Here is a 19,977-nt window from a genome sequence, read left to right as displayed (position 1 = left end):
GGGTGGAAAAAGCACTTCATCCCCTCACACCATCCCCTTAGGGCTGCGTCCCTTCACCCTGCCCAGCCTGCGGTGCTGGGGCAGGTGTTGGCGGTAATAAAGAGACGGGCCCAGATGCCCCATTATCCCCTTGATGAACATTCTGCCCTGCCGTGGGAGAGGAGGACTTGCCCTCGCCATCGGCCTCCACATGTGGGGCCCCTGCTGTTGCAACCGACGGTACAGATGGATGGGGCAACGGCCCTACCATAGGGGCCACAGCATCACCATCGCATGAGACGACCTGCACATCATACAACGCCCCAGCATAAGCCCCTAAAGCGGGGTCATTGGTAAACATCCATCCCTCAAATGTAGGGCTGCCAGCCTCTTGGTTTTCCTCAATCTTTACCTGCGCTGCGGCTTGGGCGGGAAGGCCTTCAGGTTTTTGCAAGCAACGCTCTAACGTTAAGGACAAAGTGCCATATTGCACCACCTCCCCAACATGCAGCGAGACAAGCCCGACATGAGAATCCAACCGCCGCATAATGCGCATCACCGCCTGATTACGCCCCTGCCAGCTTGTTGCGGGATACGTCGCAGGAGGGGCTACAGCACGCACACCCTCAGCATGCAAGGAGGATAATACCGCCCCACCCAGCATAGAGCCTAACAAACAGGCCACCAGCCCCCTAAAACGCCGCTTTTTTACGCCCATAACCCTCATCCTTCCCCCTGTTCCATCGCATCAGCACCATTGGTACTTTTTGTGCCCTCTATGGCCTCTGCGACTATCGCAGCCATAAGCTGCTCCATATGTTGGCGCAAATAAGCAGGGGCTACATCCATCAATAAGGCATCCGCACAAGCCTCTTTAATAACTTGCCGTAACTCCTCCTCATTCTCCCGCAAAACACGCAATTTACCTGTACAATGTATCGGCTGCCCTGCACTATCGAGCCAGTCTTGCTCTGCCATAAAAATGGTCTCACGGAGTCAGTTGAGCAGGGGCTTGTGCTGAGGAAGGATTTGGCTCGGTAGGCGGCGTGGCGGGAGGAGCCTTCTTTTGTAATGAATCCGTGACGGAGAAAATAAACTTGCTCAAAAGTTGCTCTAAACTAATTGCCCCCTGCGTTTCCCCAATCACACCATCTGCTTTTAACATGGTCGCATCACCGCCGGGGGTGAGGGCAATATATTTCCCCCCTAAGAGAGAATCAGAAGTAATAATCGCACCGCTATCAGCCGGGAGCTGAATATTCGGCGCAACACTGAAGGTCACCTCTGCTTGAAAATTATGCGGGTCCACCTGCAAATGCCGCACATGCCCCACTGTCACACCAGCAAGGCGGACATCCGACCCCACGCCAAGCCCATCAATATGACTAAATGCCGCATGGAGAGGGTAGCCCCGGTCTTGTGGATGCTGCCGCCCGATAAAGGCAATGACAATTAACACCGCTAGAACACCTGCTGCAACAAGCCCTACAGCGAGTTCTAAGCGGTCCTTTCCAGCTCGTCTTACGGCCATATCCCCCGCATTGCCCGTAACCATCGCTCTATCCTTTTTACCGTCACAAAACCATCACATGCGTGAATGTCCTTAACGCTCTAGCGGACTCCACGCGTTACGTCCAATCCCCTGCCACACTCACCAGCATTTTTCTCTTTTGCGGGCTGATAAAAAGTTATCCACTATATCCCCGTTTTCCTGAACGCTTATGCCCGTTATCCCCCTCTAAGGATGGTTTCCTCCTCACTGCTTCATGACTAGACTCGTCATCATGAAAGCGCATCTTCACTGGAATGGCGTTCATATGAGAACGCTTCAAATAAGCATAGACTCGGACAGCTCTAACCTGCGTTCGGTGACCGTTCCCTCTGTGTGGAGTGATGATGCCGCTCAGGCACTCATCCAGCTCACCCCGGCAGAAGGCGGGCCTATCCGCCTCGCAAGTGAAGCCGCGCGCTGGGTGGACCTTATTGATTCTACACCGCTCTTACCCCACACCCCCCAAGGGACCCCACCGGCGGGGCGGAGCTTATCGTACCTGCTTTTAATGCAGCAAATGGCCCCCAATGCTGCCCTATGGCGCAATGACCCTGACGGACAACCGGGCTTTATTGTAAGGCTCTCCGGCTTTGTGCAGGATGGTCTTTTTGCAACTGAACATTTTGCCGCTTGCCTTAAATTAGCCTGCGATAGCTTGCGCCGGTTAGACGCAGCGCAGCGGCCTTATCGCAGTGGGGAACTTCCCCTCTTTGATGATCCTGCCCCTGCTCACCATGATGATGGGCCTGTCGGGCTAATCTTATTGAGCGACCTTGATGCCTGCCTTGCCGCCCTTGGTATGGAATATGACAGCACAGAAGGGCGTGATTTTGCCAAAGCGATAAGCCATCTTACGCAGCTCATTGCCCGTGCTGGCACAGCAAAACCGGCTAAGGCCTTCCACTGCCCTCATCATCCAGAAATTGAGAAGACCGCTATCGCCATCACTAGCGCACTACAGAGCGTAACCACCCTCAGCCCTATCGAGACGGGCTTTTCTAGCCCCGGCATGGTTGATGCTCTACTTGATGTCGAAGCCTGCGGCTTAGGGCCAATTTTCTCCCTTGTTACGCAACACGGCACATTGCGAGCCTCAACTCTCAACCGCCTCGCCCATAAGGGCCTCTCCCCAGAGGCCGCTTTAGCCCTCACATTGGAGGGACAAAGCCCACTTCATCCCGCCGGTGCGGAAGCTCATGCACAGATGCATGAAGCTGTTATGCCTTTTTGCGATTATCTTCCTGCTCTGCCTGAGCCAGAAATAGATGACCTAAAAGACAAGCTAGGCCGTGGCGTCCGCCGCCCCTTACCCATGCGGCAAGGCGGCTTTAGCCAGCGCACCTCCATTGGCGGGCATCGCCTTTTTATGCGGACCAGCGAGTTTGAAGATGGCAGCCTCGCCGCCCTATCCCTCGCTCCCCCACGGGAAAGCCCCATGGCACGCGGCCTGATGGAGTGCTTCAGCCAAGCCGTGAGTATTGGCCTGCAATGCGGTGTACCTTTAGAAATGTTTGTCGAGCAATTTGCTTATTCTCACTTCGGTGCGTGCGGTACCGTTGAAGGCGATGATGTGGCCCGCTATGCGACCTCTATGCTAGATTATGCCTTCCGTGCGTTATCGGATGCGTATCTTGGTCATCATATGCCTGATGCTCCAGCGGACTCTAACGATAAACAACAAGAGCCGCCCATGCTTCCTTTTGGGCCAGATGAGCATAAAACATCCTCTCGCACAAAAAACCAAAGGTTGCGACTTGTTAGCTAAGGGTTGTTTTTTCACTATAATTTAGTAGCCCTTCACTCAGTGGGCAGGAGGGATGCGCTCAGGTCGTTGACATCAGCCTCATGCCCTGTCTAGCTACTCTGTGTCCATCGCAATGATGCAGGACATTTTGGGGTATTGTAGCGTGAGCAACCACGACACAACCAGATACAGCCAGTTCAATGAGCGTCTTGCTCATATGGAGCAAAAGCTGACCCCAAAAAATACCCCCCGAAAAACTGCTGCCTTGTCCGACGATTCTGCATTAGGAATGGCCTTCCATATTGCAAGTGATCTCGTGGCTGGTGTTGCCGTTGGTCTGGGCATTGGTTATGAACTTGACCGATGGACAGGATGTAAGCCTGCGTTTATGATTGGTTTTGCTATGCTTGGCATGGCAGCCGGCTTGCGGAATGTCTGGCGTGTTGTGAATGTTACAGATGCCCCTCAGAATAGGGCACAAGAAAACGGGAGAGACCAGCGTGGCCAGCGGATCGAAGATTGACGCGCTCGGACAGTTTGAACTGCATCCGATTTTGGGTTCTTTCGGTGAGGCACTGCGGTTATCCCAGTCCCCGCTATTTATGGTAATCTCCGCCGCTGTGGTGCTTACGTTCCTCTATGTTGGGATGAAGCCAAAAGCCGTGGTGCCTGGTCGCCTACAAGCCGCCGCAGAGGTGAGTTACGACTTCATCCACGGTTTGGCCGTTGATACTATCGGGGAGGCGGGAACGCGCTTTTTCCCCTTTGTGTTTGCCTTATTCTTCTTCATTCTGACGGGGAATTACATCGGCCTACTGCCGTTCTCCTTTACCTTCACCAGCCATATTGTTGTTACGCTGGCTATGGCAATGGCGGTGTTTATCCTTTGCATCATCACATCTTTGCGTGTGCAGGGGCTAAACTTCTTCAAGCACTTCATGCCGGAGGGTGCGCCCATTGCCCTCTCCCCTTTGCTTGTACCGATTGAGATTCTCTCCTACATCTCCCGGCCCATCAGCCTGTCCATTCGTCTTTTTGCGAATATGGTAGCAGGGCATGTGCTGTTGGAGGTTTTTGCAAGTTTTACGATCATGCTTGCCGGTCTTGGCGTTGTCGGCGATGTGCTGGCAATTACCCCTGTTGTTCTCAACATCGCTTTGACGGCACTTGAGCTGCTGGTAGGGCTTCTACAGGCTTATGTTTTTGCCATCCTTACCTGCATTTACCTGCGTGAGGCTGTCGCCCATTAATGGGCTGGCAGTGCCTGCGTTTCTCTTTGTCCTGTCCTTATAAAGGAAGCTGAACCATGGATCTTCTTCATCCCGCTCGTGAGATTGGTGCTGGTCTTGCCGTGATTGCTCTTGCCGGTGTTGGTGCTGGTATCGGTAACATCTTTGCTGCGCTGGTAAACTCTATCGCTCGCAACCCGGCGTCTCGCCCGCATGTGTTTGGCCTGGGTATGCTTGGCTTTGCCTTGACAGAGGCTATTGCCCTCTTTGCCCTGCTGATCGCCTTCCTTATCCTTTTCGTCTGAGGGCAAGACCGATGCGCCTTACGCCTCGTTTCCTCCTGTCTGCCGCCGCCCCCCTTGCGGCCTTACCGGGCCGGGCCGTGGCGGAAGGCATGCCCCAGCTCCACTTTAACGACCCTTATGTGCAGGGCCAGGTGCTCTGGGGTGCCATCATCTTCTTCATCTTCTATCTGCTTCTAAGCCGCTCTGCTTTGCCACGGGTTGCTAATGTGCTGAAGGCGCGTGACCAACGCATCAAGAGCGATCTTGACCTTGCCCGCCGCGCTAAGCAAGATGCTGACAAAGCCCAAAAAGAGCTCCATGAAGCACGCGATAAAGCTTTTGATGATGCTCACGCTATCATTCAAGAGATTCGCGATACAGCTAAGAAGAACATTCAGCATGAGGTTAGCGAGACACTTGCTCGCCTTAATACTGAAATCCGTGATGCGGAGACCCGCATTGCACAATCGCGCACCAAGGCCCTCAATCATGTTAGTGGCATCGCTACAAATACCGCCACAACTCTTATTGAACGCCTCATTGGTAAAGCCGATCATCGCTCTGTAGCCTCTGCTATAGAGCGCGCTCATACTGCAGGAGGTGAGCATGTTTCATGAACCCCGTTTTTGGTCATCTCTCGCTTTCGTTCTGTTCTTCGTCATCTTTGGGCGTAAGCTCTGGAAAACCATAGCCTCTAAGCTTGATGAGCGCGCAGATGAGATCCGCAAGGATTTGGATGAGGCAACACGCCTCCGCCGTGAAGCTGAGCAAATGCTTGAGGATTCCAAACGCGACCTAAAGCACGCTCAAGAGGAAGCCCAACAGCTCATCACATCCTCCAAGCTAGAGGCACAGCGTCTGCGCGCCCAAGCTGAGCGTGATGTTGATGATATGGTGGCCCGCCATGAGAAACTTGCTCGCGAGCGCATTCATATTGCAGAGCAAGCCGCCCTGCGTGACATTCGTGAGCAAGCCGCGGCCCTCGCGCTTGCTGCTGCAAAGGATGTCCTCCAAAAAGACCTCGCGGCAGATTCCTCCCTTGCTCATAAACTCATCACTGATGGGCTAAAGCAACTGCCGCAAGCCCTTAATGACAAGGCTGCATGACCAGCACACTGACAGCCAGTAAGCCACATAATCCCTTGCTGGCTGTCGTCATTACCGTTTTTAACGAGAGCGATAATATCCTCCCCGTATGTGAGGAACTCTGCACAGTTTTAACGGACCTCCCTCCAGCGGAGGTTATCATTGTTGATGACGGTAGCACCGATACAACACAGCAAAAGCTGCTAGAGGCTAAAGCACACCTCCTCCCCCAGTTGCGGATTATCGTTCATCCCACGCGTATGGGGAAATCCGCTGCACTCCGCTCCGCTATTCGTGCCGCGCATGCGCCGTGGATTGCCACAATGGATGGTGATGGGCAGGACAATCCCGCTTTCATCCAAACCATGCTGGCTGCGCGCCACACTTATGAGACAACCCATGGGGTGAAAAGCCCAGCCCCGCTCATTGTTGGGGTCCGCCGGAAAAGGCGTGATTCCTTCTCTCGCCGCTTTGCTACCCGGTTTGCAAACACCCTTCGTCAACATCTTCTACACGACCATTGCCCCGATACCGGCGGGCCGCTAAAGCTCTTTCAACGCGACCTTTTCCTTACCCTTCCCCATTTTGAGGGGCTTCATCGTTTTTTACCTGCTTTAATGCAAAGCTATGGTGCCCCGCTCATTTGTATAGAAACACAACATCGCGCAAGGCTGCATGGGCACTCTAAATATAATAATATAAATCGTGCCCTCGTTGGTATTTTCGACCTTTTGGGTGTTCTCTGGCTGCAAAAACGGACACGCCCTCTCCCACCGTTAAGCGAGCGATAAGCCTCTCTCTGTATCCTTCCCCCTTTGTAAGCCTGCCTTTTATGACCCTCTCATCCCGTCATTATATTGTGCTTGGCTTGTTAGCCTTTTTACTCGCTCTGCCAGGGCGACTTAGCCTCCCCCCGCTAGACCGGGACGAGCCACGCTATATGCAAGCTACCGCGCAGATGCTGGCAACGGGTGACTTCCTCGATATTCGCTTCCAAAACCAGCCTCGCTATCATCAGCCTGCTGGCATCTATTGGTTAGAGGCCGGTGCTGTTAAAATCACAGAGTTCATCACGCATGATACAACCCTGCGCCATCACACTTGGCCGTATCGTCTGCCCAGCCTCGTAGCATCTATTTTAAGTACACTCCTCACCGCATGGATTGGCGCGCGCCTCTTTGGGCCAAAAACGGGGCTGCTCGCTGCTGGCTTTCTATTGGTGACGCCTCTCTTTGCCGCAGAAAGCCGAATGGCCACGATTGATAGCGTCCTTTTGCTAGATATTCTGTGCTTGCAAGCCCTCCTCCTCCGGCATTTTGAAGATGCACGCGCCCATATAAAAACACCTTGCGGCTACAGCATCCTTTATTGGTGCGCCCTTGGCATGGGGTTGATGCTCAAAGGCCCCATCGTTCTCATCCCTAGCTTTGGGACACTCCTCGCCCTTTGTTTGGCCACACGCACCCTTACCCTCTGGCGGCATTTACGGCCCGCTTGGGGATGGATAATCAGTGCGTTAATCGTTTTGCCATGGTGTATAAGCATTGCTTTTGTCAGCCATGGGGAGTTCTTCCGCCGTGCTGTAGGCCATAATCTGCTCGGTAAAATCGCCAGTGGACAAGAAGCACATGGCTTTCCTCCCGGCTATTACCTTCTGCTTGTCTCGCTCGCATGCTGGCCATGTACCCTTTATGCCCTCCGCGCCTTACCCACCCTTTGGCAGAAACGAAAAGAGCCGGAGCTTCTCTTCCTCCTCTGCTGGATTATCCCTCATTGGCTGTTTTTTGAGTGCCTCGCGACTAAACTCCCCCATTATGTTCTGCCCACCTATCCCGCCATTGCCATTCTCACAGCCGCTAGCTTGCTCAACTGGCCATGCACCCCACTGCGTACCCTCTGGGCCAAAATAGGGGTCGGGATTTATGCAACCCTTTGGTTAAGTATAGGGCTGCTGCTCTCTGCTGCGGTGCCTTTGCTCCTTTACGCTATGGAAGGGCACTTCTTTACCGATAGCTTCATCCCCCTTTATGGTAGCCTCCCGCTCCTCATCGCCACGGGGTGGTTTATCTACCAACAAAAATGGCGAGAAGGGGCCTTTTGCTCCCTTGGTGCCGCGTTGTTAAGTGAGATGGGGCTTTTCTTATGCCTAATCCCCCACCTTACCAGCATCCAACTTTCGCCTCGTATAGCCCATAGTTTTGAGCAACTTCGCCCCTGCCAAGAAAGCCCCCTGCTCTCCCCATCCTATAAAGAGCCAAGTCTCATCTTTTTAACTGGCGGGGCGACACGCATCCTACCCACCATAGCCGCTGCTCAAGCCTTACATGAAGATGCACATTGTGCCCTCGCCCTGATAGACCAACGCGATGAAGCAGAGTTTCTGCACGCTTTAAAACAACAAGGAGAAAGCGCAATTCTTTATGATCAATTTGAGGGGCTGAATTACTCTAATGGCCGGAAAATGCATCTGCGACTTTATGCCGCACATGAGTAATTCCCTTTCTAAAAACCTCTTGAAATATAGAAATAATCTTACAGCATACCCTCTCCCGCCCCCTCGCTTTTCTTACATTTATGTTATAGGGTTTTCATTATGAGACGCTTTATTGGCATAACGATGTCGCATCCTACCCAACGCCCCACAGTAAGGGCACAGCAAGGACTGGCCTTATGCCTGTGACGGAAATGCGAGCCGCTGCCTCCTCTCCTGCACCCTCTTGGGCCCTCCAAGAGAGCAAGGGGCGTTTGTGCCTCGCCCTCAAGGGCACATGGAACATCCAAACGCAGAATGGCATAAACTTCCCACAAGATAGCTTCGCCTCTGTTGCCTCTATTGCAGATAAGACAGTAACGGTTGATGTCACGGGCCTCCAGAATTGGGATGTCAGCCTCATCGCCTTTTTATGGGACGTTAAAAAAGCGGCGTGTCAGGCTTCTCTTACCTTGGATGAGCAAACACTCCCAGATTCCGCACAGCGTTTGCTCGCTTTATTGCCAGATAAACCCGCTGAGGTTACCCCTCATCAAGAGCATCATGAGGGCTTCCTCTCTCGTGTCGGGGGTAAATGCCTGAACAATCTTAATGAGATTGGCACAATGGCGACCCTTACGATGGATGTCTTCCGGGGGGCCATGCAGGCCTTCCGCGGTAAGAGTGCCATGCGCCTAAAAGACCTCCTCGTTGATGTCTGGAATGCCGGTCCCTCCGCTTTGTTAATTGTCAGTATCGTTAACTTCCTTGTTGGGGCTATTTTAGCCTTTGTTGGGCTGATTGAACTGCGTAAGTTCGCTGCGGAGATTTATGTCACCAACCTCGTAGGGATTGCCTCCGCACGTGAGATTTCCGCCATCATGACGGCCATCATCATGGCAGGGCGTACCGGCGGGGCTTATGCGGCACGCATCTCTACCATGTTGGGGAATGAGGAGATCGATGCTCTCCAAGTGACGGGCATCCCCGTTTCGGGCTATATTTTACTGCCCTCCATCCTCTCGCTCGTCATTATGATGCCGCTGCTTTACCTCTATGGTACGATGGTCTCCATCTTTGGCGGCTTTGTTGTCGCTATGGGCATGATGGATATTTCCCCCATTGGGTACTGGCTCGCGACATTCGATGGTGTTGAGATTAGCCAGTTTGTTTTTGGGTTCATCAAATCTCTTTTCTTTGCCGCTTTTATCGCTCTTGCCGCTTGCCGTGTCGGCCTTAAAGCAGGCCGTAGCGCGGCTGATGTTGGTATCGCCGCCACACGCGCTGTTGTGATTGGGATTGTGGGCATCATCGCCTTGGATGCTGTATTCGCCGTTATTGCTAATGCTGTCGGGATTTGATTGATGTCTGAGCAAGAAACACTTATCTCCGTCCGCGATTTGCAATTATCCTTCGGCCCAAAGATCATCCAACAGAATGTTTCGTTCGACCTTAAACGCGGATCTATCTTTGCGGTTATGGGTGGATCCGGTTGCGGCAAGAGCACACTTCTCCGCAGTATTGTAGGCTTGCTCCGCCCTACAGCAGGGCAGATCATGGTTGGAGGAGAAGATTATTGGGCTCAGCCTGATGACCGCCGTACAGCGATTAACCGCCGCTATGGTGTTCTCTTCCAAAGTGGTGCGCTATGGAGCTCCATGACAGTGGGCGAAAATGTTGCCCTCCCGTTAGAAATGTTTACATCCCTCAGCCAAGCCGAAATTACCGAGCTTGTCAGGCTCAAGCTTGGCCTTGTTGGGATGGAACATGCGATAGACCTTTTCCCTTATGAAATATCAGGCGGTATGTGCAAGCGTGCAGGCCTTGCCCGTGCTATCGCCTTAGAGCCTGATATTTTATTCTTTGACGAGCCCTCAGCAGGGTTAGACCCCATCACATCGGCGCGTTTGGATGACCTCATCCTCAGCCTCCGTGATGGGCTTGGTGCGACAATCGTCATTGTAAGTCACGAGCTACCCAGCCTTCTTACAATTGCTGATGACGGCATCTTCTTAGATGCAAAAACGCATAGGCCCATCACCCATGGCTCGCCGCGTGCGCTCCTTGATTGTACTATTCCGGAGGTGACAGCCTTCATGCATCGCTCTGCCACCATCCCCTCCCAGACAGAACAGAAGGCCGAACAGCATGTCTGATACCACAAACAAAAAAACCCAAATCGGCGCGTTTGTGATCCTTGGCAGCGTGCTGCTTATCTTTATCATTATGGCGTTTGGCCATATGCGCTTATTTTCCTCTACAAAGGAGGTCGCGCTGGTCTTCCAAAACTCCATCTCTGGTCTCTCTGTCGGTGCCCCTGTAAACTTCCGTGGGGTGAAGGTTGGGTCGGTGAAAAGCATCACCCTCCATTTCGACCCACAGGATAAGAAGGCCTATATCCCTGTTATTATCACGTTAGAGCCTAGCCAAATGCATGTTGTCCACGATATGCCGGACCATACCCGCATTAGGTTTCAAGAGATGATTGATAATGGGCTACGCGCTGGGTTGAATCTGCAAAGTTTAGTTACTGGGCAGTCCGATATTGAGTTGGATTTTGATAAATCTGTCCCGGCTGTATTTCATCCTCGGATTACAAATCTACCGGAAATCCCCGTGCGTCTATCAACTATGGAGAAGCTGAAAAACACATTAGAGCAGATTCCCATCAAGGATATTAGCGAGCATGCTGATACGGCCATTCTGTCCATCACCGCACTGAGCGACACTCTGCGCCAGAAACTACCGCCCTTGATTGATAGCGTCAAAACAACCTCCGACCATGCACAAGATACCGTTCTCGCTGCCACTGAGACCATCAAGGACCTTCATGCGCGCCTTGATGATACCTTGCTGAAGATGAACCAGCTCCTTGATGCGGGCACAGGTGAACTTAACCAGCGCGGGAAGGACCTTCATATGACGCTCGTCTCAGCCACTAAGACGCTGGATTCCCTGCAAGATATCCTCTCCGAACGCTCTGCTGATCGTGCTAATTTGGATGCCGCCCTGCGTGATATTGCTGTCACAGCGGCCTCGCTGCGCGGTTTTGCAAGCGATGTAGAACGCAACCCGCAACTCCTACTGATGGGACGCAAGCCATGATGTTTCCTTTCCGCCGCACTGCTCTTGCTCTCTTGGGGGGCTGCGCTCTCCTTACTGGCTGCGCTTCTCCTGCTTTGCGCCTCTACACATTGGGGATTCCTGCTCATAGTGACGATAAGTCATTTCGGGTTCCCCCTAATGCAACTATCGTGGCGATTGATCGCGTGGTCATACCCGATTATTTGGACTGCCAAGATATTATCTCCCGTAATGGAGAAGAAATTCGCCGCAGCCAAAACGCCCGCTGGGTTACGCGCCTTTCCCTTGGGGTGACCGACCTCATCACAAACGAGATCGCCGCAACCCAACCGCATATGCTCTTTACAGATCAACCTTTGATCGAAGCAGCTAATATGCGCGTGATGGTTGCGATTTCGGAGTTTGATGTCGATGTGAATCATCACGCCGTATTAAACGCCCATTGGGCGATTGTCCCTCATGATTCAACAAAACCCATCACACAGAATATTGTCCATCTCTCCGCAGAAGGCCCCGCGAATACTGATGCCGATATCGCAGCCCTGATGCGTAACCTTGTGGTACAGTTAGCGGATCATATTTCTCGCTCTATCCCCACAACACCATAATAGTTTTATCCCCCCTTCTCATGCGTGCTTTGCCCATATGCACAATATAAGAAGGGGGGTTTTTACACCCTGATATCCTCTTAAACACACAGCTTTTAAAGGGGGAAATCATGGTGGAGCTAAGGGGATTCGAACCCCTGGCCTCCTCATTGCGAACGAGGCGCTCTCCCAACTGAGCTATAGCCCCATGATGTCTGCCCTATAAACACCATGTAGGCTCTTACCTGTCAAGGTAAAAGCGTATAAATAAGCCACACGGTTATAGAAACCCCGCCTTTCATTCGCTTTCATATCGTCAGACTTAGCAAAGCCTGCTACATAGGGGATTATACCTAATTCGTATCAGGGACATCACCTTTTATGACTGCTGCTAATCTTTATATGTTTATCGTCAATCTTATTTTGATGGTGCTGGATATTTATACATGGATCATCCTTGCTTATTGCTTCGCCACAATGGCCATCAACTTTGACGTTATTGACCCCCGCTCCAACCGATTTATACAAGCCCTTACCGAGATGCTTGCACGTTTGGTGGAGCCTGTATTACAACCCATTCGTAATATCCTCCCCCCTACAGGGATAATGGATTTCTCACCGTTAGTGCTATTACTTACTATCCAATATGCTCCCCACTTTATCTTTAAAACGATCTTCAAATTAGTATTCTTAACACATGCCTAATACAAAAAACCCCTCGTCCCTTTAAAGGAGACGAGGGGAAAAAAGCCCGCTCTAACAAACTTAGCTCTTAGAAGACGGCGAACACCGCAACCTGTGGGGAAATAGAACGAGACGTATTATGCCCTGCCACCGGTAAAATCACACCAACGATTCCCCCGATGCTTGACGTCCAGTTATATTCAATACCCGGGCCTACGTTAAATGCACCGGACCAACCTGTCCGATAATGGATATTTTTATTCGTATAACGGTTATATCCATTTACCGAATTAGACGTGGACCAAACATGGTAAAGGTCTAAAGCAAAGACCCATTTTTTTGTAATCCCCAGCTCTACAGAGCCACCTTCATTCCCATATGGGCCAGCATGGCCGCGGCCTGTAAAGCCTTTCTCTGTCCCATAGCTCGTAATGTTCCGCAATTTTGTACTGGCCACGGGGTGACGCACCTGCGCCCAAAGACGCACACGCATCGCATGCTTAAAGAAGGGGAGCGCAAACTGGCTATGCACACCGTAACGCAACGCCCAAACACCTTGCCCCACACCCTCTGATGCATTGGAGAGGTTTTTATAATCCCCTGTTGGAGTATTCACACCAAAATAAAGCGTGATGGATGGCGTATAATGTGGCGTTAAACGGTACTGAAACTCCACCGGCAGGTCATTAAACTTCAAACCGGAATGTTTCTGGTGGTCACCCCAGCTATAGCTATAAGTCGGCAATAAATAGAGCGACAGATGGTCGGTAATCCCGTATTTTGCCAAGGAGAACTGACTAATAGAGTGCTGTCCCCCCGCCCCTTTGCGGGTATTTAAGTGACCATTGGAATCAAACGCACCAGCAGGCAAACCAGCCGCCACATACGGCTCCACCGCAATCATCCCCGGGGCAGGCAAAGCGGGAGAAGGGGAGTAAAGCGAGCCCGTATACCACTGCTCTGGCAATGGTTTAGAGGCTGGTTTTTCAGCAACCTGCACAACGGGCGGCTTGGGCGTTGCGGCTTGTGTCGCCACCGTAGGCGTTGATGTTGACGCTGTTTTGTCTGCTTTTTTAACAGACTTCACCTTCGCTTTATCATCAGACATGGTGCTAACACTATTAGTCCCCGCTGCATCTGCAGCATAGAGTTGCGCAGTGGCACCATAGGTACCTGCAACGAGGCTGGAGAGAAGGGCTGCGTAACGCACGGACTTCTTCATAGCGATGCACCATCAAAAATTGTTGATGCGAAAACATTACGACAGCAAAAAGATACTTTGCAATAGTGTAATGAGAAATATTTATATCTGAAACATATTCCATTTGTTTTATCTATGCCCCCTTAAAAAGAAGAGCACACAGAATAACACACCGTAATATACTGTTTTTAAAAGATTCTAAGTGGCCGTCCCGCCGATGGTCAGCCCGCTCACTTTTATCATCGGCTGCCCCACACCAACAGGCACACCCTGCCCCGCCTTACCGCATGTCCCTATACCGGGGTCTAATGCCATCTCTGGCCCAATCATGCTGATTTGCTGCATGACATCGGCACCACTACCAATCAAAGTAGCACCACGCACAGGGGCTGTAATGCGCCCCTCCTCAATCATATAAGCCTCTGATGCCGCAAAGACGAACTTGCCGGAGGTAATATCAACCTGCCCACCGCCAAAATTACGCGCATAAAGCCCTCTTTTAGTGGAGCGAATCATCTCCTCCTCCGAGGCCTGACCGCCTGCCATGATGGTGTTGGTCATACGCGGCATAGGCGCATGCGCATAAGATTGACGCCGCCCATTGCCCGTCGGGGCAACACCCGTCAAACGAGCATTAAGCCGATCCTGCATATAACCTTGCAGAATACCATCCTCAATCAACATAGTGCGCCTTGTCGGGGTGCCTTCATCATCCATCATTAACGACCCCCGGCGTTCTGGCAATGTCCCATCATCCAACACCGTAACGCCCGGCGCAGCAATGCGCTGGCCCACACAGCCGGAGAAAACGGATGTCCCTTTCCGGTTGAAATCCCCTTCCAACCCATGGCCTACGGCCTCATGCAACAAAATACCGGGCCAGCCCGCCCCTAACACCACGGGCATCTCCCCCGCTGGGGCTGCAACGGCCTCCAGATTCACCAAAGCCTCCCGCAAGGCTTCTTGCGTCATCGCTTGCCAACAAGATGGTGCCATCAAACGGGCCAGCGCATAACGACCACCTTGGCCCATACGCCCACTTTCTCGCCGTCCCCCTTGCTCCACCATCACGGAAATATCCAACCGCACAAGCGGGCGAATATCCACCAGCGGACCAGTCTCCCCACGGCACAAAGCCTCAGGGCGAAGAATCCGTACGACCTGCCATTGCGTGTTCAATGTGGCATTGACCTGCACGACCCGGCCATCTAGCCCACGGCCATACGCGTCAATCTCGCGCAATAAATCTGCCCGCTGGGCAAAGCGGCTCCCCTCTAGCGGATGTGTCCCGCTATACAGGGCTATTGCATGCCATCTATCCGCCCCTGATACAGTGCCTTGCGGAGCAGAGTTGGTAGGTAGTAACGCCGCAACCTCTACATGACGGAACCCTTCTGCCGCGCGTTGTAATGAATCCATCCCCAAAAGGTCCGAGTGGGAAAAAAGGGTCTGACTCCCCACAACGCCACGCAACCCAAAACCAGAAGATTGCGTAAAGCCAACATTCCGCAATAAGCCATTCTCCAGCCCAAGCGTTTCATCCTCACGATATTCGAGGAACAATTCCCCATCATCCATGCCAGCAAGACTATGGGTGAGTTGTTTGTTCACGTCATCGTGATTCCATGAAGAACCATTATGAAAAAACAAAGAGTCGGATATTTGTAGGGGTGAGATGATAGACATGACCACCAGATGGGCTTTTTAGCCCGAAAATGCAAATCCTATCAGAAAAAGGAGCCAACTCGTCTTATAAAAGGAAGTTTATGTGCAAGCACTCGACAGATGGCTCATTGTCCCGTAATCGTTTTGGTATCAGTCCAAAATATGCGAGGCACGCAGCCATGGCAAAAAAATCAGCATCTACTCCTTCTGCACAACGCCCTTCCCCTCAAAAAGCCGCTATCCAGCGCGTTTTTGAGTTGATTGAAGAGCATGGCATTGAGTTTGTCGATCTCCGCTTTACCGACACAAAGGGCAAATGGCAGCACACCACGCAGACTGTCCGCACCATTGAAGAAGATACATTTACAGATGGCTTCATGTTTGATGGCTCCTCCATCCAAGGGTGGAAGGCCATCAATGAGTCCGACATGGTCCTCCTCCCTGACCCTGAGACCGCTGTGGTGGACCCTTTCTCTGCCCGCCCTCAGCTCATTCTCATCTGCGATATTATCGACCCTAAAACCAACGGCTATTACAACCGCGACCCACGCGCGACAGCAAAACAAGCGGAAGAATACCTCAAAAAAAGCGGCCTTGGGGATACCGCCTTCTTTGGCCCGGAGGCAGAGTTCTTCATCTTTGATAGTGTCCGCTTTGGTACGGGGGAGAATTACGGCTCCTACCACCTCGACAGCATCGAGGGGCCAGAAGCTTCCATGAAAGATTATCCTGAAGGGAATATGGGCCATCGCCCTGCCCGTAAAGGCGGTTATTTCCCCGTCCCACCGGTTGATAGTGAAAGCGACCTACGCGCCGAAATGCTCGCTACAATGGGTGAGATGGGCTTACCGATTGAAAAGCATCATCACGAAGTCGCCCGCAGCCAGCATGAATTAGGCACGGCTTTTGCAACACTTGTTAAATCTGCTGACTTTATGCAGATTTACAAATATTGCGTGCATAATGTGGCTCATTCCTACGGCAAAACAGCAACCTTTATGCCAAAGCCTATCTATGGTGATAACGGCACAGGTATGCATGTTCATCAATCCGTTTGGAAAGATGGTAAGCCGCTTTTTGCTGGTAACCGCTATGCTGACCTCTCTGATGAAGCTTTGTATTACATCGGTGGGATTATCAAACATGCCAAGGCTCTTAATGCCTTTACCAATCCTTCCACCAACTCTTACAAGCGTCTGATCCCGGGCTTTGAGGCCCCTGTGCTGCTGGCTTATTCCTCTGCTAACCGTTCGGCTTCTTGTCGTATCCCTTATGCGACAAGCCCCAAAGCAAAACGTGTGGAGGTTCGCTTCCCCGACCCAACAGCGAACCCTTACCTCGCCTTTAGTGCCATGCTGATGGCAGGCTTGGATGGTATCCGCAATAAAATCCATCCGGGTGAAGCGATGGATAAAGACCTCTACGAGCTTCCCCCTGAGGAGCTGAACATGATCCCAACGGTCTGCGGCTCCCTGCGTGAAGCTTTGGAAGCCTTGAAGACCGACCACGCCTTCTTGCTGGAAGGGGATGTCTTCACCAAAGATCAGATTGAGAGCTACATCACCCTCAAGATGCAAGATGTGTATCGCTTTGAGCATACACCTCACCCTGTTGAGTTTGAGATGTATTACTCCGTCTAATATAACGAACGTACTGCTCTGCCACCTCTGGCAGAGCAAGCTCATAAAAAACCGCCCGCTCTATAACAGAACGGGCGGTTTTTTATAAAATGACGCTGGTACGTTTAGTCCGACTTACTATGTATGCGTCACGCCACTCTCACTCACATCCCACAGCCATGCCGCACCGCGCACGCCAGAGCTATCACCATGGCGGTTCTGCACAATTGGGGTTGTGCAAGGTGACGTAATAACATGACGCGGCAGCAATTTCGGCACACGCTCATAAATGCAGGCTAAGTTAGACACCCCACCACCCAACACAATTACATCTGGGTCTAGGAAGTTCACAGCCTGTGCACAGGCCCGCGCAAAACGGTCCATATAGAGGTCTAATGCGCGAATCGCGGCCTCATCACCATTACGCGCGGCTTCCTCAATCCCATTAGGGGAGCGATTGCCTTCGCCTTTCCACTCCGCCCCAAGGACCGGGCCACAAAGATAACGCTCCTGACACCCCTCATTCCCGCAGAAGCATTTCCGCATCGGGAAATCTTCTTGCTTAGCCCATGGCAGAGGAATATGGCCCCATTCCCCAGCAATATGATGCCGCCCGGGGAGAATACGGCCATTAGCAACAATGCCCCCACCCATGCCGGTGCCAATAATTACACCCAGCACTGTAGCATAGCCTTCTCCCGCGCCATCGGCCGCTTCGGAAAGGGCAAAACAATTCGCATCATTTTCCACCCGCACAGGGCGGCCAAGGCTTTCCTCCACATCCCGCTTAAAGGGATGGTTGTTCAGCCATGTTGCGTTGGAGTTCCGCACAAGCCCTGTCTCTGGGGACATCGAGCCGGGGATACCAATGCCCAACGTGGAGGTTAGTTGCGTCCCCGTAATACGATGAGCAGGAACACAACCAATCTGCTCATCCGCTTTACGAACTAAATCCCGGATGGCCTCAATGGCCTTATCATAGACGCCGGGATTAGGAATACGCTCGCGCAATACCTCCTGCCCTTTGCGGTCCAACGCCAGGATCTCGATTTTCGTGCCACCAAAATCAATGCCCAAACGATAATCAGCCATTGAGTTACACTCCTTATTCTGCCGTTTATGCGGCGGGATGCAGCGGTACTTGGCGGATGACTTCCAGCTCTGCACCATGTTCCTTAGCGAAAGCCGCTAACACGCCGAAATGCTCTGTCGCGAGATGCGCCTCGAAGCCTTCTTGGCTGGCCCAAATCTCGCTCACAGTAAAGCGACCTTCATTCTCAGCATCACGCGCAATTTCGTAACGCTTGCAGGCTTTCTCTTGCAGGGAGTGCTTCGCACATTCCTGCACAACTTTTTCCAGATCTGCCGCTTTGCCCTTATCAATTGTCGCTAATGCCAGAATATGAACAGCCTCGCTCATACCACATCTCCTTAACCATCTTATAAGCTCCCAAGCCGGATGCTTAGGGCCGCAGCAGGGCCGGAGAGACCCCTCCCCGCCTGCTATTGCCGAGCCTCACCCAAAAAAGGCATGGCGTAAAGCCCTATTAAGGAAAAGGAGCTAGATTTAATACGGCTAGAGGGTCACCGCTCCGCAAGGGGGACAAAAGGCAGAGCCGCCACTGTGATAGGCTGCATGGTACCATCATCCATTTTGGCAAAAATCTGACTACCCACCTCAACATGAGCCGGTGTGACATAGCCCATGCCAATCATGACCCGTAATGTCGGGCTTAAACAGCTTGAGGTAACACGGCCAATACGGTCCTGCCCTTCAGCATCAGAGAAAATCTCCGCCCCATTAGGGAGGGATGTTTCATCACTCGGCTTTAACCCTACGCGCTGGCGATAAATCCCATGCTCTAATTGCCCTGCGATGGTCTCCGCACCGGGGTAGCCTCCTGCGCGCTCACCACCGGGCCTACGACATTGTGCAATATTATTGGCAAGTGCGGCCTCTACCGGAGAGGTCGTTTTATCAATATCCGTCCCATAGAGGCATAACCCTGCCTCCAAACGTAACGTATTACGCGCCAGCATACCGGCAGGCTCTAGCTCTGGATGCTCCAAAAGACGGCGTGCAAAAGCTTCTGCGAGATTTGCTGGCAGACAAATATCAAACCCATCCATCCCCGTATAGCCAAAGCGCGCAACCGTAATGGTCCCATTTTCCCACGGCATATCATGGCAATCACGATACTTCATGGCAGTAATGGCACTTACCCCTAGGACAGCCCCCAACACATCTGCTGCTTTTGGGCCTTGTAGGCTCACCATCGCCCGGTCGAACTCACGGCTTACTTTGCAATCCTCACCAAGGGCATTCTCAATATAATCCGCATTGCTTTCGCGATTGCGCCCATTGAGGATGAGTAAAAAATCATCCTCTTGCCGGGAGATAACAAGGTCATCTCGGATGCCGCCTTGGTCTGTTGTGAGGAGACCATAGAGCATCCGGCCTTTTTCCATCCCTATAACATTGGTTGGCAAAAGCTGCTCTAAGGCCTCAGCCACAATGGCGAGATTCCCCTCCTTAGAGCGCACACGCAACTGCCCCAAAAAGGAAATATCAAACAAACTAGCCTGTTTGCGCGTATGGAGGTGCTCTACCTCAGCCCCGGAGGGATATTGTGCTGGCAATTCGTACCCATCAAACCCATCCATCTGAGCTTTAAGCTCCTCATGGAGTGCCCGAAGGGGGCTAGGTTGTATTGTCTCATCCATCATGTCTATCTTTATTCCTGCAAGACAGGGAAAAGCGGCACTTTGCCAGCTTCCCCCCTCTCTGACAAT

Annotated in this window: 22 protein-coding genes and 1 tRNA gene; 14 read left to right on the top strand and 9 right to left on the bottom strand. The window is 52.2% G+C overall.

Annotation, left to right across the window (positions count from 1 at the left end):
• Positions 1-37: 37 nt before the first annotated feature.
• The 3 genes from GM556_RS08325 to mlaD are packed head-to-tail and all read right to left on the bottom strand — an operon-like array spanning position 38 to position 1,534.
• Positions 38-697: a DUF2155 domain-containing protein gene (locus GM556_RS08325; RefSeq protein WP_196424799.1), complete on the bottom strand. Its 660-nt coding sequence runs from the start codon at positions 695-697 to the stop codon at positions 38-40.
• Between the two features lie 5 nt (positions 698-702).
• On the bottom strand, positions 703-957 hold the full coding sequence (locus GM556_RS08320) for a hypothetical protein (RefSeq protein ID WP_155572475.1): 255 nt from the start codon (positions 955-957) through the stop codon (positions 703-705).
• A gap of 10 nt (positions 958-967) precedes the next feature.
• Positions 968-1,534, bottom strand: coding sequence for an outer membrane lipid asymmetry maintenance protein MlaD (gene mlaD, locus GM556_RS08315; protein ID WP_155579799.1), 567 nt, complete (start codon positions 1,532-1,534; stop codon positions 968-970).
• 313 nt (positions 1,535-1,847) lie between these two features.
• Here mlaD and GM556_RS08310 point away from each other — a divergent pair, with 313 nt between their 5' ends.
• The 12 genes from GM556_RS08310 to GM556_RS08255 all read left to right on the top strand — a co-directional run bounded on the left by GM556_RS08310 (position 1,848) and on the right by GM556_RS08255 (position 12,036).
• Positions 1,848-3,296 carry a vitamin B12-dependent ribonucleotide reductase gene (locus tag GM556_RS08310; RefSeq protein ID WP_370513618.1) on the top strand — a complete coding sequence of 483 codons (1,449 nt, stop codon included), beginning with the start codon at positions 1,848-1,850 and terminating at the stop codon, positions 3,294-3,296.
• 244 nt (positions 3,297-3,540) lie between these two features.
• Positions 3,541-3,798 carry an AtpZ/AtpI family protein gene (locus tag GM556_RS08645; protein ID WP_196424798.1) on the top strand — a complete coding sequence of 86 codons (258 nt, stop codon included), beginning with the start codon at positions 3,541-3,543 and terminating at the stop codon, positions 3,796-3,798.
• A complete protein-coding gene (locus GM556_RS08300; RefSeq protein WP_266137361.1) occupies positions 3,776-4,525 on the top strand; it encodes a F0F1 ATP synthase subunit A in 750 nt (249 codons plus the stop codon). Before GM556_RS08645 ends, GM556_RS08300 begins: the two co-directional genes overlap by 23 nt.
• Positions 4,526-4,581: 56 nt before the next feature.
• The gene (locus GM556_RS08295; protein WP_018979931.1) at positions 4,582-4,809 is read left to right on the top strand and encodes an ATP synthase subunit C family protein; all 228 of its coding nucleotides are present in this window, start codon (positions 4,582-4,584) and stop codon (positions 4,807-4,809) included.
• Between the two features lie 11 nt (positions 4,810-4,820).
• Entirely contained in the window at positions 4,821-5,405 is a 585-nt protein-coding gene (locus tag GM556_RS08290) for a hypothetical protein (protein ID WP_155579796.1), read from the top strand.
• Positions 5,395-5,895, top strand: coding sequence for a F0F1 ATP synthase subunit B (locus tag GM556_RS08285; protein ID WP_155572481.1), 501 nt, complete (start codon positions 5,395-5,397; stop codon positions 5,893-5,895). Before GM556_RS08290 ends, GM556_RS08285 begins: the two co-directional genes overlap by 11 nt.
• Positions 5,892-6,665, top strand: coding sequence for a glycosyltransferase family 2 protein (locus GM556_RS08280; protein ID WP_155579795.1), 774 nt, complete (start codon positions 5,892-5,894; stop codon positions 6,663-6,665). The genes GM556_RS08285 and GM556_RS08280 overlap by 4 nt, the downstream gene beginning before the upstream one ends.
• A 41-nt stretch (positions 6,666-6,706) precedes the next feature.
• Positions 6,707-8,368, top strand: coding sequence for a glycosyltransferase family 39 protein (locus GM556_RS08275; protein ID WP_155579794.1), 1,662 nt, complete (start codon positions 6,707-6,709; stop codon positions 8,366-8,368).
• A gap of 176 nt (positions 8,369-8,544) precedes the next feature.
• Entirely contained in the window at positions 8,545-9,705 is a 1,161-nt protein-coding gene (locus GM556_RS08270; protein WP_155579793.1) for an ABC transporter permease, read from the top strand.
• 3 nt (positions 9,706-9,708) lie between these two features.
• Entirely contained in the window at positions 9,709-10,500 is a 792-nt protein-coding gene (locus tag GM556_RS08265; RefSeq protein WP_370513392.1) for an ABC transporter ATP-binding protein, read from the top strand.
• The gene (locus GM556_RS08260; protein ID WP_155579792.1) at positions 10,493-11,449 is read left to right on the top strand and encodes an MlaD family protein; all 957 of its coding nucleotides are present in this window, start codon (positions 10,493-10,495) and stop codon (positions 11,447-11,449) included. The genes GM556_RS08265 and GM556_RS08260 overlap by 8 nt, the downstream gene beginning before the upstream one ends.
• Entirely contained in the window at positions 11,446-12,036 is a 591-nt protein-coding gene (locus tag GM556_RS08255; protein ID WP_155572487.1) for a membrane integrity-associated transporter subunit PqiC, read from the top strand. The genes GM556_RS08260 and GM556_RS08255 overlap by 4 nt, the downstream gene beginning before the upstream one ends.
• 111 nt (positions 12,037-12,147) lie before the next feature.
• Here the strand turns inward: GM556_RS08255 and GM556_RS08250 are convergent.
• Positions 12,148-12,223: transfer RNA gene (locus GM556_RS08250), tRNA-Ala, on the bottom strand.
• Between the two features lie 173 nt (positions 12,224-12,396).
• On the opposite strand from GM556_RS08250, the gene GM556_RS08245 reads away from it, so the two are divergent.
• Positions 12,397-12,720: a YggT family protein gene (locus GM556_RS08245; RefSeq protein ID WP_230873360.1), complete on the top strand. Its 324-nt coding sequence runs from the start codon at positions 12,397-12,399 to the stop codon at positions 12,718-12,720.
• A 67-nt stretch (positions 12,721-12,787) separates the two neighbouring features.
• Here the strand turns inward: GM556_RS08245 and GM556_RS08240 are convergent, their stop codons facing one another.
• On the bottom strand, positions 12,788-13,921 hold the full coding sequence (locus GM556_RS08240) for a hypothetical protein (protein WP_230873359.1): 1,134 nt from the start codon (positions 13,919-13,921) through the stop codon (positions 12,788-12,790).
• 177 nt (positions 13,922-14,098) lie between these two features.
• The gene (tldD, locus tag GM556_RS08235) at positions 14,099-15,586 is read right to left on the bottom strand and encodes a metalloprotease TldD (RefSeq protein ID WP_155579791.1); all 1,488 of its coding nucleotides are present in this window, start codon (positions 15,584-15,586) and stop codon (positions 14,099-14,101) included.
• 158 nt (positions 15,587-15,744) lie between these two features.
• Here tldD and glnA point away from each other — a divergent pair, with 158 nt between their 5' ends.
• Positions 15,745-17,205 (top strand): type I glutamate--ammonia ligase, encoded by a 1,461-nt coding sequence (glnA, locus tag GM556_RS08230; RefSeq protein ID WP_155579790.1) that lies wholly within the window; start codon positions 15,745-15,747, stop codon positions 17,203-17,205.
• A 117-nt stretch (positions 17,206-17,322) separates the two neighbouring features.
• Here glnA and GM556_RS08225 read toward each other — a convergent pair whose 3' ends face one another.
• From GM556_RS08225 to gcvT, 3 genes are all read right to left on the bottom strand, one after another.
• Entirely contained in the window at positions 17,323-18,276 is a 954-nt protein-coding gene (locus tag GM556_RS08225) for an ROK family protein (protein ID WP_155572490.1), read from the bottom strand.
• 25 nt (positions 18,277-18,301) lie between these two features.
• Complete coding sequence (locus tag GM556_RS08220; protein WP_155572491.1) at positions 18,302-18,604, bottom strand: putative quinol monooxygenase; 303 nt, start codon at positions 18,602-18,604, stop codon at positions 18,302-18,304.
• Between the two features lie 164 nt (positions 18,605-18,768).
• Positions 18,769-19,911 carry a glycine cleavage system aminomethyltransferase GcvT gene (gcvT, locus tag GM556_RS08215; protein ID WP_155572492.1) on the bottom strand — a complete coding sequence of 381 codons (1,143 nt, stop codon included), beginning with the start codon at positions 19,909-19,911 and terminating at the stop codon, positions 18,769-18,771.
• Positions 19,912-19,977 lie beyond the last annotated feature (66 nt).

The sequence above is a fragment of the Bombella sp. ESL0378 genome, from assembly GCF_009725845.1.
Taxonomy (GTDB): Bacteria; Pseudomonadota; Alphaproteobacteria; order Acetobacterales; family Acetobacteraceae; genus Bombella; species Bombella pollinis.
This window is presented reverse-complemented; position numbering and strand designations above follow the sequence as displayed.